General features: G+C 49.7%; 15 protein-coding genes and 1 tRNA gene. 10 read left to right on the top strand and 6 right to left on the bottom strand.

Annotated features, from left to right (window positions below; all coding sequences use genetic code 11):
- The first annotated feature begins 1 nt into the window (after position 1).
- Positions 2-1,159 (top strand): aminotransferase class V-fold PLP-dependent enzyme, encoded by a 1,158-nt coding sequence (locus O4H47_RS06075; protein WP_269393066.1) that lies wholly within the window; start codon positions 2-4, stop codon positions 1,157-1,159.
- A gap of 136 nt (positions 1,160-1,295) precedes the next feature.
- Positions 1,296-1,802 carry a winged helix DNA-binding protein gene (locus O4H47_RS06070; protein ID WP_269393065.1) on the top strand — a complete coding sequence of 169 codons (507 nt, stop codon included), beginning with the start codon at positions 1,296-1,298 and terminating at the stop codon, positions 1,800-1,802.
- A gap of 4 nt (positions 1,803-1,806) precedes the next feature.
- On the opposite strand, the gene O4H47_RS06065 is transcribed toward O4H47_RS06070, so the two are convergent.
- The 3 genes from O4H47_RS06065 to O4H47_RS06055 all read right to left on the bottom strand — a co-directional run bounded on the left by O4H47_RS06065 (position 1,807) and on the right by O4H47_RS06055 (position 4,679).
- Positions 1,807-3,108, bottom strand: coding sequence for a TRAP transporter large permease (locus O4H47_RS06065; RefSeq protein ID WP_269393064.1), 1,302 nt, complete (start codon positions 3,106-3,108; stop codon positions 1,807-1,809).
- Positions 3,101-3,640: a TRAP transporter small permease gene (locus O4H47_RS06060; RefSeq protein ID WP_269393063.1), complete on the bottom strand. Its 540-nt coding sequence runs from the start codon at positions 3,638-3,640 to the stop codon at positions 3,101-3,103. The genes O4H47_RS06065 and O4H47_RS06060 overlap by 8 nt, the downstream gene beginning before the upstream one ends.
- Before the next feature lie 64 nt (positions 3,641-3,704).
- Positions 3,705-4,679, bottom strand: coding sequence for a TRAP transporter substrate-binding protein (locus O4H47_RS06055; protein ID WP_269393062.1), 975 nt, complete (start codon positions 4,677-4,679; stop codon positions 3,705-3,707).
- Positions 4,680-4,818: 139 nt separating this feature from the next.
- Between O4H47_RS06055 and O4H47_RS06050 the strand changes: the two genes are divergently transcribed.
- The 3 genes from O4H47_RS06050 (at position 4,819) to O4H47_RS06040 (ending at position 10,443) form a co-directional block, all read left to right on the top strand.
- Positions 4,819-8,403, top strand: a complete 3,585-nt coding sequence (locus tag O4H47_RS06050; protein WP_269393061.1) for a hydantoinase B/oxoprolinase family protein — start codon at positions 4,819-4,821, stop codon at positions 8,401-8,403.
- Between the two features lie 155 nt (positions 8,404-8,558).
- Positions 8,559-9,092, top strand: a complete 534-nt coding sequence (locus O4H47_RS06045) for a TRAP transporter small permease (RefSeq protein WP_269393060.1) — start codon at positions 8,559-8,561, stop codon at positions 9,090-9,092.
- Entirely contained in the window at positions 9,085-10,443 is a 1,359-nt protein-coding gene (locus tag O4H47_RS06040) for a TRAP transporter large permease (protein ID WP_269393059.1), read from the top strand. Before O4H47_RS06045 ends, O4H47_RS06040 begins: the two co-directional genes overlap by 8 nt.
- A 36-nt stretch (positions 10,444-10,479) precedes the next feature.
- Here the strand turns inward: O4H47_RS06040 and O4H47_RS06035 are convergent.
- A tRNA-Leu gene (locus tag O4H47_RS06035) sits at positions 10,480-10,566 on the bottom strand.
- A 194-nt stretch (positions 10,567-10,760) separates the two neighbouring features.
- On the opposite strand from O4H47_RS06035, the gene O4H47_RS06030 reads away from it, so the two are divergent.
- Positions 10,761-11,735 (top strand): complex I NDUFA9 subunit family protein, encoded by a 975-nt coding sequence (locus tag O4H47_RS06030; protein ID WP_269393058.1) that lies wholly within the window; start codon positions 10,761-10,763, stop codon positions 11,733-11,735.
- A gap of 17 nt (positions 11,736-11,752) precedes the next feature.
- Here O4H47_RS06030 and O4H47_RS06025 read toward each other — a convergent pair whose 3' ends face one another.
- Positions 11,753-12,565 carry an undecaprenyl-diphosphate phosphatase gene (locus O4H47_RS06025; protein WP_269393057.1) on the bottom strand — a complete coding sequence of 271 codons (813 nt, stop codon included), beginning with the start codon at positions 12,563-12,565 and terminating at the stop codon, positions 11,753-11,755.
- A 117-nt stretch (positions 12,566-12,682) separates the two neighbouring features.
- On the opposite strand from O4H47_RS06025, the gene O4H47_RS06020 reads away from it, so the two are divergent.
- The 3 genes from O4H47_RS06020 to O4H47_RS06010 are packed head-to-tail and all read left to right on the top strand — an operon-like array spanning position 12,683 to position 15,338.
- On the top strand, positions 12,683-13,360 hold the full coding sequence (locus O4H47_RS06020) for a glutathione S-transferase family protein (RefSeq protein ID WP_269393056.1): 678 nt from the start codon (positions 12,683-12,685) through the stop codon (positions 13,358-13,360).
- Positions 13,357-14,490 carry a tRNA epoxyqueuosine(34) reductase QueG gene (queG, locus tag O4H47_RS06015; RefSeq protein ID WP_269393055.1) on the top strand — a complete coding sequence of 378 codons (1,134 nt, stop codon included), beginning with the start codon at positions 13,357-13,359 and terminating at the stop codon, positions 14,488-14,490. The genes O4H47_RS06020 and queG overlap by 4 nt, the downstream gene beginning before the upstream one ends.
- Entirely contained in the window at positions 14,487-15,338 is an 852-nt protein-coding gene (locus O4H47_RS06010; protein WP_269393054.1) for an SDR family oxidoreductase, read from the top strand. Before queG ends, O4H47_RS06010 begins: the two co-directional genes overlap by 4 nt.
- On the opposite strand, the gene O4H47_RS06005 is transcribed toward O4H47_RS06010, so the two are convergent.
- On the bottom strand, positions 15,316-16,089 hold the full coding sequence (locus O4H47_RS06005; protein ID WP_269393053.1) for an alpha/beta hydrolase: 774 nt from the start codon (positions 16,087-16,089) through the stop codon (positions 15,316-15,318). The genes O4H47_RS06010 and O4H47_RS06005 overlap by 23 nt on opposite strands.
- Before the next feature lie 164 nt (positions 16,090-16,253).
- Here O4H47_RS06005 and infC point away from each other — a divergent pair, with 164 nt between their 5' ends.
- Positions 16,254-16,799, top strand: a complete 546-nt coding sequence (infC, locus tag O4H47_RS06000; RefSeq protein WP_269393604.1) for a translation initiation factor IF-3 — start codon at positions 16,254-16,256, stop codon at positions 16,797-16,799.
- The last annotated feature ends 40 nt before the right edge of the window (positions 16,800-16,839 follow it).

Raw genomic sequence — 16,839 nt, 5'->3', positions numbered from 1 at the left:
TATGACGACAAATCTTGCTGATTATTTCTTGCTGCGCAAAGGGCTGACTTTTCTCAATCACGGTTCTTTCGGATCGTGCCCAAAGCCGGTGTTCCAGAACTACCAAGATTGGCAGCTGCGTCTTGAACAGCAACCGGTTGCATTCCTTGATCAAGAAAGAGACCTGATCAATAATCTCTCAAAACCACGCAACATGTTGGCTCAAGAGTTCAACACATCAGCTCAAAACCTGGTGCGCGTGACCAATGCCACTACAGGACTTAACGCTATCGCACGTTCTATTGCGCTGACGGAAGGCGATGAGATTTTGACCACCGACCATGAATATGCGGCGGTTGAGAATACGTGGGAGTTTTTGGTTCGAAAGGTAGGCGCGAAAATTGTGCGAGCTCAAGTGACCATGCCACTTGTCTCTGCGGATCAGTTCTATGAAGACCTGGTTTCACAAATGAACGAGCGCACAAAGATCTTGCTTCTCAGCCACATTACCTCGCCAACGGCTCTGTTGTTTCCAATCAAGCGCGTAATTGACGAAGCACGCCGGCGCGGGATTATCACTGTGATAGATGGCGCGCACGCCCCCGGTTTGATCGACTTGGACTTGGACGAGCTGGGTGCAGATTTTTACGTGGGGAACTGCCACAAATGGCTGCTGGCCCCCAAAGGGGCCGGATTTTTGTGGGCACGCCCTGATTGGCACCAAAAGCTAGAGCCTTTGGTGATCAGCCACGGCTGGAACGTGAAAGACCGCAAAGAGGATCGAACCGCATTTTTGGACGGTTTTGAAATCCAAGGCACCCAAGACCCTTCGGCTTGGTTGGCCGTTCCCGTTGCGCTTGAATTTCGCGAAACACACCATTGGGATGATGTGAGCGCCGTTTGCAATCAGCGCGCGCAAGAGTTCGCCAAAAGGGTCACCGAATTCACACAAATGGAACCACTGAGTTCACCCCAGTTTTGCGCGCCACAAATGGTGGCGATGCCCATGCCAAAATCAGATCCGAAAGCGTTAAAATCATTCTTGTTGAATGAAAAAAATATCGAAATTCCCGTTTTTGATTGGAAGGGGACGACCATTGTTCGTGTGTCTGTGGCCGCCTACAACAGCGCAGATGATCTGAATAATCTGCTCGAGGCCCTGCGCGACTACTTCAAATAGCTGGCCTTTTGCCCCAATTGTGGAGCAAATACTGATCCAAAAGGGCTTGGAATTGCCAGTTGATGTTGATAAAATACCAGCGATTTGAATGCGAGGTGGGATAAATTCTCACCGCAAGAGCGAAAAAAGCAGGTATATGAAAAAGCGTCGGATTGTTTCATCTCGTCATTTGGCTTCAGCAGAAGGCTGGCAGCTTTCCGAATTTGAGTATGGTTTGATCATCGCTTACAACGGCTTTAGCCGTTGGATGGCCAAATGCATGATCGCATCCGGATATCCAGAGTTGTCGTCGCTTGAGATTTTGGTGTTGCACAATGTCAATCATCGTGAGCGCCAAAAACGCCTGACCGATATTTGCTTTTTGCTCAACATTGATGATAGCCACACGGTCAATTATGCGCTCAAAAAACTTCTAAAAGCGGAGCTTATTCAAGGGGAGAAGCGCGGCAAAGAGATGTTCTACTCAACAACTGAGCTGGGTTTTGAGCTATGTGACAAATATCGTGAGATCCGTGAGCAATGCTTGCTCGATAGTCTCAACCATCTCGAAGTCGACAAAGATCAGCTCAGCGAAATGGCCGCGATGATGAGGACGCTATCTGGCCTTTATGATCAAGCCTCACGCGCAGCGGCCTCACTCTAGTTGTTTAGCCCCGCATCAGGTTGGGCAAAGCTGTAACGATTTGCGGGAAAATGGTGATCAACACAACCGCCGCCAATAATAAAAAGAAGAACGGCAGCGCTGCTTTTGCAATCTTAAAGATATTGTCGCCCGTTAATCCTTGGATCACAAACAGGTTGAACCCAACCGGCGGTGTGATCTGACTCATCTCGACAACGATCACCAAATAGATGCCGAACCACAATGGGTCAATTCCCGCTGCATCGATCATTGGCATAATGATGGCTGTGGTGAGAACGACCACTGAAATGCCATCCAAGAAGCATCCCAAAATCACAAAGAAAACGGTCAATGCGCCAAGTAACGCCCATGGTCCTAAGTTTAAGGTGTCAATCCAAGCCGCCAAGTTGCGCGGAATACCAGTGAACCCCATTGAAACAGTAAGGAATGCAGCACCGGCCAAAATGAAGGCAATCATACATGAGGTGATGGTGGCATTCATCACGCTTTGTTTGAACATGTCCCAGCTTAGTGAACCAGATGACCAGGACAAGACAAGGGCCAAAACAACACCAACTGCCGCCGCATCTGTTGGCGACGCAATGCCAGCATAAATTGAGCCAATCACGCCAGCGATCAACGCGATAACGGGCAACAAGCGTTTGGATGCTTTGAGCTTTTCCATGAAAGAGAAGTTCAATACTTCCTTTGGGAAAATCTCAGGCTTAAGCAAAGCAATCGCCGCGATGTAGGCGGCAAACATGCCCACCAATAATATCCCCGGCAATATACCAGCGATGAACAGGCGCGCGATGGATTGCTCGGTTGAAACCCCATAGACGATCAAAATGATCGAAGGGGGAATAAGTAGGCCAAGCGTAGCTGATCCCGCCAAAGTGCCCAAAATCAAACTGTCCGGGTACCCACGCTTCTTAAGCTCGGGGACACTCATTTTGCCGATGGTGGCGGCGGTGGCTGCAGACGAGCCAGAAACGGCAGCAAAAATCGCACAGCCAAGAATGTTTACGTGCAACAATTTGCCTGGCACTTTGCCAAGCCACGGCGTGAGGCCGGTGAACATGTCTTCTGACAATCGCGATCTAAGCAATATTTCGCCCATCAGAATGAACAGCGGTAATGCAGCCAGCGCCCAAGAATGGCTATGCCCCCAAAAGGTTGTGGCCAGAATTGGCCCCAATGGCGCTGAAGTGAACATCACCATGCCCAAGGCGCCCGTTAGAGTGAGCGCAAACCCTACCCACATGCCCATTGCCAGCATCGTAAACAGCGCGCCGACCAGAACAACCATCATCATCAACTCAGACATCTAGGTGTTCCTCTTTAATATCATCAATCGCGGGGGGCTTTTTGCCCAAAATGGCAATCACGGTATTGTCGATCAGCGCCAGGGTGAACAGGGCTAACCCCAGCAACAAAGTGCTCTGCGGTATCCACAAAGGAATGGGAATAATGCCCGTCGAAACGTCACCATATTCAATCGACTCCATCAAATGGCCAAACATCGAATAGGTCATGAAGACGGCACCAGCGGCGCAAATCAGGAGTGTGGTGATTTCAATCAGGTGACCAATCGGCCCCTTAATCATGTCGCGGAACAGAGTGACACGTATGTGCCCATCATGCTTGAGCGTATAGCTGAGTGCCAAGAATGAAGCTGCAGCCAACAAAAAGCCTGCAAAGTCTGCATATGACGGAATTGTATAGGCAAACTGTGTGCCCAATAATTTGGTGATTAGATTGAAGACCACTTGCATGGTCACGATGACGCATATGGTCAATATGCAAATGGCGGACAAGCTGCCTGCCGCCAAATAGATGCGATCCAAAACTGTACGCAACGGTTTTCCCCTCCCCAAAAAACAAGCGGGCGACAAAGGGAGTTGTCGCCCGCCTGCGGATTATTTATTTGAAATAAACGTCAACAATTGCATCTGCTGCAGGTGTTGAATTTGCGCGCCAATCCTGGAGCAATTCTGCACCGACTTTGCCAAGACCCGATTTAAGCTCATCAGATGGCTCAACTATGACAACGCCATTGTCTGCGAGAACTTGCGTCTTTTCTTCCGCTTCGCGCTGGCTCATGTTCCACCCACGTTGTTCTGCGTCGGCTGCCGCTTTAAGAACCGCAGCTTGCGTGTCCGCATCAAGAGCCTTAAATGCTGCCAAATTCACCACGACGATGTTCTTTGGTACCCAAGCATTGATTGGGGAATAGTGTGATATGAAATCCCAAGCTTTAGAGTTTGCACCTGTGGAAGGTGAAGTGATCATGGCTTCAACTTGGCCAGTTGCAAAGGCTTGAGCAATGTCTGGTGCTTCAACTTGTGTTGGCGCTGCGCCAACCATAGTCGCAAACTTTTCAAGGTTCGCGTTGTATGAACGGAATTTCAAACCGTTGAGGTCTTCAACTGTCTTGATTTCCTTCTTGGTGTACAGCCCTTGTGGGGGCCACGGCACAGAGAACAATGGCATTAAGCGTTGCTTGGCCAAAAGCTCTTCAACAACAGGTTTTTGCGCTTCCCAAAGACGTGCTGCGTCTTGGTAGCTTGTGGCAACCAATGGCAATGAATCAATGCCAAACGCTGGATCTTCGTTCGCTAGCAGTGACAAGAAAAACTCACCCGCTGGCACGATCTTGTTGCGCACTGAGTTTTTGATTTCACCATGCTTGATCAAAGAACCAGCTGTATGCAGCTTGATGTTCAGCTGGCCACCAGTGGCTTCACGAACCTCATCAGCAAATTGCTGAATGTTCACTGTGTGAAATGTCTTATCCGGATAAGGTGTCGGCATATCCCAGTCTTCAGCAAAGCTGAAAGACGTTGCACTGGCACCAATAATTGCGGCGGCCGCAGCCACCTTAAAAATCTTATTCATTTCTTCCTCCTGATATCCACCTTCTTAGAGTTTAGCATTTCGCCAACATAAAAAAAGTGGTCATGTTACATTGACAAAATGTCAGTAAATTATCAATAAAGCAATAGCAAAGTGAATTTTGATGTTGGAGGATTATATCGTGAGCGGTCGTTGGGATTTTTGGATTGATAGAGGTGGCACCTTCACCGACATCGTGGCGCGTACACCCAACGGTGAACTGCGCCCACACAAACTTTTGTCTGAAAATCCAGAGGCTTACCCGGATGCAGCGCTACAAGGTATTCGCGATATGTTGGGGCTTAAAAGCGGTGATCCCATTCCATCAGAACAGATCGCTACTGTCAAAATGGGCACAACTGTGGCAACAAATGCCCTACTTGAAAGAAAAGGCGATCGTGTTCTTTTTCTCACCAACAAGGGATTCGCAGACGCGCTTGAAATCGGATATCAAGCGCGCCCGAAGCTTTTTGACCGCGAAATCAAAAAGCCAGAATTGCTTTATGAGCAAGTTGCAGAAGTGCCCGGTCGAATTCAAGCTGACGGCAAAGAAGTTGAACAATTCGATAGCGAAGCCACAAAAGCAGCTCTGCAATCTGCATTCGACAATGGCATTCGCGCTGTGGCCATCGTCTTTATGCATGCGTTTCAATATCCCGACCATGAACGAAAAGCGGCACTAATTGCACAAGAAATTGGCTTCACCCAAGTTTCAGCAAGTCATAAGGTTTCGCCCCTGATCAAGTTCGTTGGGCGTGGCGACACAACAGTTGTTGATGCCTATCTGTCCCCAATCCTGCGCCGCTATGTTGATCGGGTCGCATCAGAACTCGACACAGAAAACACAGATTTAAAATTGATGTTTATGATGTCCTCCGGCGGGCTAACGGCAGCGCACATGTTCCAAGGACGCGATGCAATCCTGTCGGGTCCCGCTGGCGGCATTGTTGGTGCAGTGGAAACCAGCAAACTTGCCGGCTTTGACAAAATCATCGGTTTTGATATGGGCGGCACGTCAACAGACGTGGCCCATTTCAACGGCGAATTTGAAAAGGATTTTGAAACAGAAGTCGCGGGCGTGCGCATGCGCGCCCCTATGATGAAAATTCACACTGTTGCGGCCGGCGGCGGTTCTATTCTCGAGTTTGATGGACGGCGCTTTACCGTTGGTCCCCATTCCGCTGGCGCAAATCCGGGGCCCGCAAGCTATCGTCGTGGTGGGCCCTTGGCGGTAACCGATGCGAACGTAATGCTCAACAAAGTACAACCTCAGTATTTCCCTCCAATATTTGGCCCGGAACAAAACCAACCGCTGGACCAAGACGCGGTGCGCGAAAAGTTTAGCGTAATCGCCAAACAAGCAGGTTTGCAAAGTCCTGAAGAGGCCGCCGAAGGTTTCCTTAAAATCGCTGTTGAGAACATGGCAAACGCGGTCAAAAAGATTTCTGTACAGCGCGGATATGACATTTCAAAATATGCACTGACCTGTTTTGGTGGGGCAGGCGGGCAACATGCATGCGCTGTTGCTGATCGGTTGGGCATGCGCACTGTGCTTGTGCATCCATTTTCGGGCATTCTTTCGGCCTATGGCATGGGCTTGGCCGACATTAAAGCGGCGACCCAAAGGGCTGTCGGAAAAGCCCTCAATGTCAAATCTCTCGATGAAACAAAATATGTCGCCAAACAATTGCGTCGCGACATGCTGCAACAATTAGCTGAACAGGGCATTGAAGACCGCGTCTGCACGGTGCGCAACACCGCGCACCTTAAATATCGCGGCACAGATTCAACCATTGAGGTTGATTTAACCTCTGAAATTGAAATGCGTACCGAATTTGAGGCAGTGCACAAGGAGCGATTTGGTTTTATTGAACCAGAAGCTGAAATTGTGATCGAGTTTATAGAAGTGGAAGCCGCAGGTGGTCGCTCTAAACATGATGAACCAATGTTGGACAAAATCGACACAGCACCAGAAGTGTTCGATCAAACTAAGTTTTTCTCTGACGGTGAGTGGCAACAAGCGGGCGTCTATAAACGCGAAGCTTTGCGCTCAGATCAGCAATTGGCCGGACCAGCCATTATCGTTGAAGCTATTGGTACCATCATTGTAGAGCCAGGGTGGAACGCAACGGTCAACAACAATGGATTGATTATCATGGCGCGAACGTTAGCCCATGCCAGCGAACTCATATCCGCCAAAACGGCAGACCCCGTTATGCTAGAGATATTCAACAATCTCTTCATGTCCATCGCGGAGCAAATGGGGCTGCGTTTGCAAAATACCGCGCGCTCAACAAACATCAAAGAACGCTTGGATTTCTCTTGTGCGATTTTTGACAATCAAGGTGCCCTAATTGCCAATGCCCCACACACACCAGTGCATTTGGGGTCCATGGATCGCTCTGTCGCTAGTGTTATTCAAGCTCATCCTCAAATGAAGGCGGGCGATGTCTTTGTCACCAATGCCCCTTACAATGGTGGCACGCACCTACCGGATATCACGGTGGTCACGCCTGTCTTCTCCAAAGGGGATAACAAGCCCTTGTTCTTCGTCGCCTCACGCGGACATCATGCTGATGTTGGCGGCATTGCGCCGGGGTCGATGACCCCATTGGCCACTTCAATTGAAGAAGAAGGCGTTATTCTGGACAACCAAATCTTGGTTAAACAAGGTGAGTTCCAACAGTCCTTCATCCAAAGCGCCTTAACGGGTGGCCAATACCCTTGCCGCAATCCGGCGCAAAATATTGCAGATCTGAAAGCACAAATCGCGGCCAACGAAAAGGGCGTCGCCGAACTGCTCAATATGGTGGCAAACTATGGCCTTGAAGTGGTCAACGCCTATATGGGGTTCGTGCAAGATTACGCAGAAACTTGTGTGCGCAGTGCCATATCCAACCTAAAAGATGGCGCCGCCGAGGTCGAGTTTGATCAAGGGTGCAAAATTGCAGTCTCGATTTCAGTGGACGAGACACAAGGCAAAGCTGTTGTAGATTTCACCGGTACCAGCGATCAACAATCTGACAACTTCAATGCGCCAGAACCCATAACACGTGCGGCCATTCTTTATGCCTTCCGATGTATGGTCGATGAAAACATACCTATGAACGCGGGCTGCATGCGCCCAATTGAAATCAGACTGCCTGAGCGCTCTATGCTCACCCCTCAATATCCCGCCGCTGTAGTTGCGGGCAATGTGGAAGTCTCCCAAGCCGTCACTGATTGCTTGTTTGCTGCAATGGGGGCAATGGCGGGCGCGCAAGGCACCATGAACAATTTCAACTTTGGCAATGTGCAATATCAATATTATGAGACCATTTGCGGCGGTACGGGCGCTGGTCCCAATTTCAATGGCGCTCACGCCGTGCATTCGCACATGACCAACACGCGCTTAACAGACCCTGAAGTGCTCGAGACAAGATATCCGGTGGTGCTTGAAGACTTCCATATTCGTCGCAGTACAGGTGGCAGCGGTCAGTTCACAGGGGGCGACGGTGTGCATCGTCAAATCTGTTTCCTCAAACCAATGGATGTTTCCTTCCTGTGTGGGCATCGCATCGTGCTGCCTAAGGGGCTGAATGGCGGAGGCGATGGTCAAGTTGGCGCCAACTTCAAGCTGGGCGTCGACGGTGAAAAGGAAAGCGTAGATGGCCGTTCCCAGATCGAATGCAAAGCAGGGGAAGGGGTGATCATTCAAACCCCATCTGGCGGTGGCTACGGCCAATAGATCCCTAAAAAGGGTGTTTCGCGAACTTTGCCCGGGCCTTTTGGTCCGGGTTTTTTCGTGCTGCCGCAAACTCGTAGCATCTCAATTTGAATTGAGGTATGAAAGAGCAACAGGTATTTTAGACAGCACTTGCACTTGATACGGCAACAGGCAAAATGAGTTTCACCACCCCCCACAATGTAACAAGCAGCACACCTCAATCGCCCTCTGTTTGGCAAAAAGCGGTGCACGGTTGGGCAATGTTCGGCGGTGTAATTCTACTGGCTGTTGTGTTGGTCAACTTCTGCTCCGCAGTTCTGGCCACCATTTGGCGACCCATTCCCGGTGATCTGGAACTGACGGAAATGGGTGTGGCCATCGCCGCCTTTGCCTTTTTGCCCTATTGCCAGCTGACAACGGCAAATGTTTCCGCTGATATTTTCACCGCTCGGGCATCGCCGAAGATGGTTGCTGTGTTGCGCCTTGCAGCCGACTTTGTGGCACTGGCCTTCGCGCTTATTCTGCTCTGGCGCATGAGCTATGGCATGCTTGACCAATTCGCCTATGGATACACCACTTCAATTTTGCGACTTCCCCATTGGTTCGCTTTTGTACCCATCCTTGCCTCTTTGCTGCTCTTGGCGTTGTCAGCACTAATGACATTGCGAAAAAACCTTGCTGACCTTTGGACGATTAGCGCTAATGACTGACCCGCTTCTACTTGGTTTCGCCGGCATGGCTACGCTGATCGGCTTAATCATTTTGCGCATGCCCATTGCCTACGCCATGATTTTGGTTGGTGGAATTGGCGTTACATTGCTCAGTGGCGTCGACATTTTTATGAGCCAACTTAAAACACTGGCGTACGGGCAATTCTCCATTTATGACCTTTCGGTCTTGCCCATGTTTGTGCTTATGGGCGCATTGGCCACGCGGGCTGGATTAAGCCATGATCTCTTTCGGGCTGCAAAAGCTTGGTTTGGTCGTTTTCGTGGTGGCTCCGCTATGGCGGCAGTTGCCGCTTGCGCCGGGTTTGGCGCCGTTTGTGGGTCCTCTTTGGCTACCGCTTCGACCATGGGCAAAGTCGCCTTGCCCGAATTGCGCAAGCAAAACTATTCTGGCGCGTTGGCAACGGGCACGCTGGCCGCTGGTGGGGTGCTGGGGATTCTCATTCCCCCTTCGGTTGTGTTGATTATCTATTCGATCATTGTTGAAGCCAACATTGTCACCATGTTTAAAGCGGCATTGGTGCCCGGCATCCTCGCAGTTGTTTTGTTCATTGTAACGATCAGCATATATTCGCGCATTTTCCCAAATGCTGCCCCAAGGGCTGACCGCGTTTCAGCAAAAGAATGGGTGAGCGCGACAAAAGGCGTTCTGCCCGTCGTCTTGATTTTTGGTCTTGTCATAGGCGGTATGTATTTGGGATGGTTCAACCCAACCCCTGCCGCAGCGGTTGGTGTTGTTCTTGTGTGGGCCTATGGCGCACTTCGCAAGAAACTGGGCGCTAGCCAAATGCGCGAAGCATTGGAAGAAACCGCCAAAACCACAGGCATGATCTATTTGATTTTGCTGGGTGCTGAAATGCTCAAGATTTTCATGTCGCGCGCAGGCGTGCCCCAAGCGGTAGCTGAATGGATGGCGACATCGGGATTGCCACCGCTGGTTGTACTCTCAATTCTACTGCTGAGCCTGATTGTTTTGGGCTGCCTGATGGATTCACTTTCAATGATCTTGCTGGCAATCCCGTTCTTTTGGCCCGTGCTGCTTGAACTGAACGGCGGTGCTTATCAAGCCGCGTTTGGTTCTGGCTTTGGGATGAGCAGCGATGATCTGAAAATCTGGTTCGGTCTGTTGGCGCTAATTGTGGTGGAATTAGGATTGATCACCCCGCCTGTGGGCCTAAACGTCTTTGTAATATCCTCAATTGCGGATGATATTCCCATGCGCGAAACCTTCAAGGGCGTCTTGCCGTTTTTCTTTGTGGAGCTTGTGCGGGTGTCGCTGCTCGTAGCGTTCCCCATGTTGGTGCTTTGGCTGCCTACAGTGATGAGTGGCTAACAGCTGAAATTCGGCGCAGATCGGTGCAAAAAGACTTGGTGCCCTGGAGAAGACTCGAACTTCCACTTCCTTGCGAAAACTAGCACCTGAAGCTAGCGCGTCTACCAATTCCGCCACCAGGGCAACACAGCAAAATCTCTATTGAGCGTTAGCTGATTTGTCAATTGTCCACGGTTTGTTGTTTTTATGGTCTTGTTTGCGGCAATTATTCGCGGCTCTAAGTCTCGACAAAGCCAATAGGATCAAGCTAAACAGGGCACAACAGAAGCAGGGCTTCAATTGTTTAATCGCGCAATGGATTAAAAGGTTCAAAAAACATGAGCGACAACGCGGGCAAATTGATCACAATTTTTGGTGGTTCAGGTTTTGTGGGGCGCCAACTGGTGCAAGAACTTGCAAAGCAAGGGCACCGTATTCGCGTTGCAGTGCGTCGGCCTGATTTGGCAGGCGATGTTAAACCGCTGGGTGGTGTCGGCCAAATTGTGCCAATCCAAGCCAATGTGCGTTACCCTGAATCAGTTATTCGTGCGGTCCGTGGAGCCGATATCGTGATTAATCTCACGGGCATTCTATTTGAAGGTGGCAAACAACGCTTTGATGCGGTGCAGCATTTGGGCGCAAAAAACGTTGCAGAAGCTGCAAAGGTTGCCGGCGTTGAAACCCTTGTGCACATGTCTGCCATTGGAGCCAACAAAGAATCTGAAAGCGACTATGCACGCTCAAAGGCTTTGGGCGAAGAAGCGGTGCTTAAAGAATTCCCAAATGCGATTATTATACGCCCGTCAATAATCTTTGGCCTTGATGATGGCTTCTTCAATCTGTTCGGTGCAATTGCGCGCCTTTCTCCAATTCTTCCATTGGTGGGTGGCGCAACCAAAATGCAGCCAATCTACGTTGGTGATGTGGCTGAGGCGTTTGCTGTTGCGGCAAACGGCGGCGTAAAAGGCGGTAAGATTTACGAAATCGGCGGTCCGCAAGTTGAAACAATGCGGCAATTGCTCGATCGTTTGTTGGCAGAAACGGGTCGCAACAACCTTTTGTTGCCTATCCCCACCCCATTCGCAAAATTTGTCGGCTCTGTTCTGCAAATATTGCCAAACCCTTGGCTGACGGCAGATCAAGTCACTTTGCTGCAAAATGATAATGTAGTGTCTGATGAAGCGAAAAAGCAAAAGCGTACGTTGAGTGCCTTTGGTGTTGAAGCCACCACCATGGCTGCAATTCTTCCCACATATTTGTGGCGTTTCTGCAAAAATGGGCAGTACGAAGAAAATATGCCAAGCACCAATTAGACGGCATTGGTTTGCGCTTAGCCAATTAGGCCAAGCGCAAACAAACCAACGATACCAACAATAATGCGCCACCAGCCAAATACCGCAAATCCATATTTGGATACAAAGTCGAGCAGGTAGCGCACAACAATCGCTCCCACAATGAAGGCGGCCGCAAATCCCACGGCGATGTTGAGACCCGCGTCCAGCGTGATGACGTCAATGTTCTTATAAAGATCATAACCAAACGCGCCGGTCATTATCGGCAATGCGATAAAGAACGTGAATTCAGCCGCGCTGCGTTTGTCCGTGCCCATGAGCATTGACCCCACAATGGTCGCACCAGAGCGAGAAACACCTGGAACAAGGGCCAGCATCTGAAAAATGCCAATGCCAAAACATAAGGGCAATGGATATTCATAAATGTCGTCGTATTTGGGCGTCAGCTTCATCCGATCAACGATCAATAAAATGATCCCACCCGTGATCAACATCGAGCAGATGATTAGGGGCGTATTGTAGAGGACGGTTTTTATGTAGCCATGCAACAAAACCCCAGCAATTGCAGCAGGAAAAGACGCCAACAAAACCCCAGCGGCAAACCGAAGGGCGTATGCTTTGCCACGCAAAGCATCGAGCAACAGGTCCAGCAGTTTTTTGAAATAAATCGTAACGATAGCCAAAATTGCACCCAACTGAATAAGCACTTCAAATGACTGCCCCGGGTTTTCAAATCCCAACCAATCACCCAACAATAAAATGTGGGCAGTTGAGGAGACAGGTAGAAACTCTGTTAACCCTTCGACAATTCCAAGTATCAGGGGCACAAAAATGCCTTGATCGGCGGCCATGAGTTCTCCTATCAATTGGTGAAAATTTGGCGCAAATTAACGTTAAGATGTTATCTTTGTTCTAACGCCACTCTTAATCCGTACCAATCTCGAGTAAAGCCAAAAAGGGGTCGAAAAATGTTTGTACCGAAATTGCTACATTATACGCTCGACCCAACATGCCGTTTGGTACGCCTCATGTGTGCTGAATACGGCAAAGAAATCGAACTGGTGCATATAAAAGCATGGCGTCGTGAACAAGATTTTTTGGATGTAAGTCCAGCAGGTGACGTGCCTGTTCTAAATGTCGATGATCAGTTGACCTTGGTGGGCGCCAGTGCAGTTATTTATTTTATCGAAGAGCAATTCGGCACCCAGCCAATTTTGTTGCCGACTGATCCAAGGATGCGGGCAGAAACACGCCGCCTGATGGATTGGGCGCTGACCAAGTTTTCCGACGATGTGTCTCGCTATATCATTGAAGAGAAATTCATCAAGAATGATCGACCTGGTGGAAGCCCGGACACAACGGTTCTGCGTGCTGCGCGGGCGAACTTGACCGAACATTTGGCCTACTTCAATTATTTACTGGCCACGCGTCGTTGGCTTGCCGGTGACGAAATGACCATGGCTGACTTCGCGTTTGCCGCTCAACTGTCTTCGCTTGACTATTTGGCAGAAGTGCCATGGGCGACCGCCCCAGAAGTGAAAGATTGGTACCAACGTCTAAAATCGCGCCCAGCGTTCAGATCCTTGTTGCTTGATCGCGTTGTTGGCATGCCCGCATCTGCAACCTATGCGGACATTGATTTTTGAGTCCTGCCCCATCATCCAAAATTGTTGCCGAACTTAAAAAACGTGCACAAAAACTGGGGTTTGTGCAATTTGGCATAGCCTCAGCAAAAGTGCCGGCCGACTGGCAAACCAATTTGCAAAACGCGATCGCGAAAAATTGGCATGGCGATATGGACTGGATGGCAGAGACATTTGAGCGCCGTGTGTCGCCAAACGCTCTTTGGCCTGAAGCAAAGTCAGCGATTGTGTTGGCATACAATTATACGCCTGACACAAACCCGATGGATATGTTGGGGGAAACAGATAAGGGCATCATTTCAGTTTATGCCCGTAACCGTGATTATCATGACATCATTAAAGGCAAGCTGAAAGAGCTGGCCGGGATGTTGAGCCGCCAAGCTGCGTGCAACGTTAAGGTTTTCGTCGATACGGCCCCTTTAATGGAGAAGCCACTGGCCCAGCAAGCCGGGATCGGGTGGCAAGGCAAACACACAGTGCTTGTTTCAAAGCAAGAAGGCTGTTGGTTGTTTCTAGGCACGATCCTGACAGACGCTGAGCTGTCAATTGATGAGGTTGAGACAGATCACTGTGGTTCCTGCACCCGCTGCTTGGACATTTGCCCAACCAACGCTTTTCCAGAACCCTACAAACTGGATGCGCGCAAATGTATCGCTTACCTCACCAATGAATTTAGGGGCGTTATTCCGGTTGAGTTTCGCAAACCAATTGGCAATCGCATTTATGGGTGCGATGATTGTTTGGCAGTGTGCCCGTGGAATAAGTTTGCCAAAACCACTGCCGACATTAAGCTGCAAATGCGTGAAGACTTGCGCGCGCCGGATCTTGTGGACTTAGCCAAGTTCGATGATGTAGCATTTCGAACCCATTTTGCTGGGTCACCGGTAAAAAGGTTGGGTCGCGATGCATTTTTGCGCAATGTGTTGATCGCTCTTGGCAACGCAAAAGGACATGATGTGGTTGGCGACATAAAAGCCCATCTAAACGAAGATAATCCAATTGTGCGCGGCGCTGCGGTTTGGGCTTTAAGCCAGCACGTAACATCAAATGAATTCGTAAGTTGTGCTCAATCGGCAAAAAAAACTGAAACCGATGAGACCGTGATGGCCGAGTGGCAGGGAGATGTAAAATGAAGCTCGTGATTTTCGGCATTGGCTATTCAGGTCTTGCTATTGCAAAACAATGGCCCGGCGAAGTCGTAGGTACCACCCGTAGTGCCGAGAAACGGGCAAAGCTCGTGTCCCAAGGTGTAGATGTTATCATTTTTGATGGTGAACTGACAAACGAATTGGCCGAACACTTGGCAACTGCAACCCACGTGGTCATTTCAGCCTCCCCATCACAAGAGGGGGATCCGGTACTAAGTGCGATCCCAAATTTCTTTAAACTCGCAAATAATCTTCAATGGCTTGGCTATCTTTCAACTGTCGGGGTTTATGGCGATTTTGATGGGGCTTGGATTTCAGAGCAAACTGAACCCAAGCCAGTCTCTAAACGTGGCCAATGGCGCGTAAGCGCTGAACAAGAATGGCAAAAACAAGCAAGTGCAAACCGAGTTGGATTCGCGACTTTCCGTTTAGCTGGGATTTATGGCCCGGGCCGCTCCACTTTTGACAAAATTCGTGCTGAAAAATCGCGGCGCATCGTAAAGCCGGGGCAAGTATTCAATCGAATACATGTTGAAGACATCGCCCAAATCGTCATTAGAGCTGCTCAACTAAAAGCCACAGGTGTATTTAACGGCGCTGACGATGAACCTGCACCGCCAAATCTGGTGATTGAGTTTGCGGCGAAGATGATTGATTTGCCTCCGCCTCCCGAAGAGCCCTTTGAAACGGCGGATATGACGCCAATGGCGCGCTCATTTTATGGGGACAACAAACGCTGCGGCAACGCGCGGCTAAAGAAGGATTTAGGTCTGAAGTTAAACTTCCCAACATACCGTGAAGGGCTTGCCTCTATTCTTGAACAAGAGAGCTAAGCAATCGTCTAAGCATTTCCAAGTCTTGAGGTCGCGACAGACGGTGGTCACCGTCCGGCACTAGGGTTAGGTGAGCTTCATCCAACATAAGATGCTGCAACAAGCGTTGCGCGTGGGCCGGTGGCACGTCAGGATCTTGCTGCCCTTGGAGAATATGCACTGGGCATCCCGTTTCAATCTGCGTGCCAAAAAGCAAATGCTGTGCGCCGTCATCAAGTAGCTTTTGGGTGTAGATGTAGGGCGCGTCAGCATAAGCACTTGGCACCTCTAAATAACCAACTCGCTTTAACTCTTGCAGCTGTTTTTGGGTGAAACGGTTCGGCACCAGTTCTCGGGTCATGTCAATGGCGGGCGCAATCAAAACCATTGCCGTGACCGAATTAATATTGCGCGCTCGCAGATGTTGGTTGAGCAACATAGAAAGCCATCCCCCCATAGACGAGCCCACAAGGATTTGTGGGCCGTCTGTGAAGTTTTCAAATACGGCAATCGCGTCTTCAAGCCACGTGCTTATTGTTGCATGCATGAAATCGCCGGTTGATTGACCGTGCGCCATATAATCAAAACGGGTGACGGGAAGATCGTTTTGCGCGCCGAATTGGTCAAGCGCCACAGCCTTGCTGCCTTGCATATCCGAATTGTAGCCACCGAGCCAAAAAAGACCCGGACCATTGCCTGTACGATGCAATATCGCCAACTGGCGACGGGTGTTCGCCTCGCCTAGGGTTAGATGTTGGGATAAAATCTGCACTTGTGGTCACCGAATCTCACTAAAACTGCTCTATTTGATAGAAGAGCAGCAACTATTTCGCAATCAGCGCTCAATTCTTCTGTTTGGCGGTTGACTTTAGATCCATTTGACCAGATTTTATGCGCATAAATCACCTAGGTTTCACAAAAGAAGGAAAAGTCACCATTCGTCGTCCCCAAAGACCCGTGCAGCCCCAAAAAGATGGGCCACGCTCAAATCGAGAAATTACCTCCCCAGATGTTCAACTCATCGATGAAGAAGGCACAAACCACGGCACGATAAGTACTCGTGACGCGATGGAACGCGCGCGCGAAGCTGGTTTGGACCTTGTGGAGATATCGCCCAACGCGAAACCGCCGGTTTGTAAAATTTTGGACTTGGGTAAATACAAGTACGCAGCCCAAAAGAAGGCGGCCGAAGCGCGCAAAAAGCAAAAAATTATTGACGTCAAAGAAATCAAGATGCGTCCAAATACCGATACGCACGATTTTGAAGTCAAAATGCGCAATGTGGTGAAGTTCTTGGAAGGTGGAGACAAGGTTAAGGTGACCATGCGTTTCCGTGGCCGTGAAATGGCTCACCAACAGCTTGGCCTGCAGCTGTTGCACAAAGTGCGCGATCAAGTGACCGAAATCTCAAAGGTTGAAGCTCAACCCAAAACTGAAGGCCGGCAAATGATTATGATTTTGTCGCCAACTGCCCAGAAATAATTCGGGCGCAGATTTGAGTGTTTGAACGGGCCTTCGGGCC

This window comes from Maritalea porphyrae, from assembly GCF_027213965.1.
Lineage (GTDB): Bacteria > Pseudomonadota > Alphaproteobacteria > Rhizobiales > Devosiaceae > Maritalea > Maritalea porphyrae_A.
This window is presented reverse-complemented; position numbering and strand designations above follow the sequence as displayed.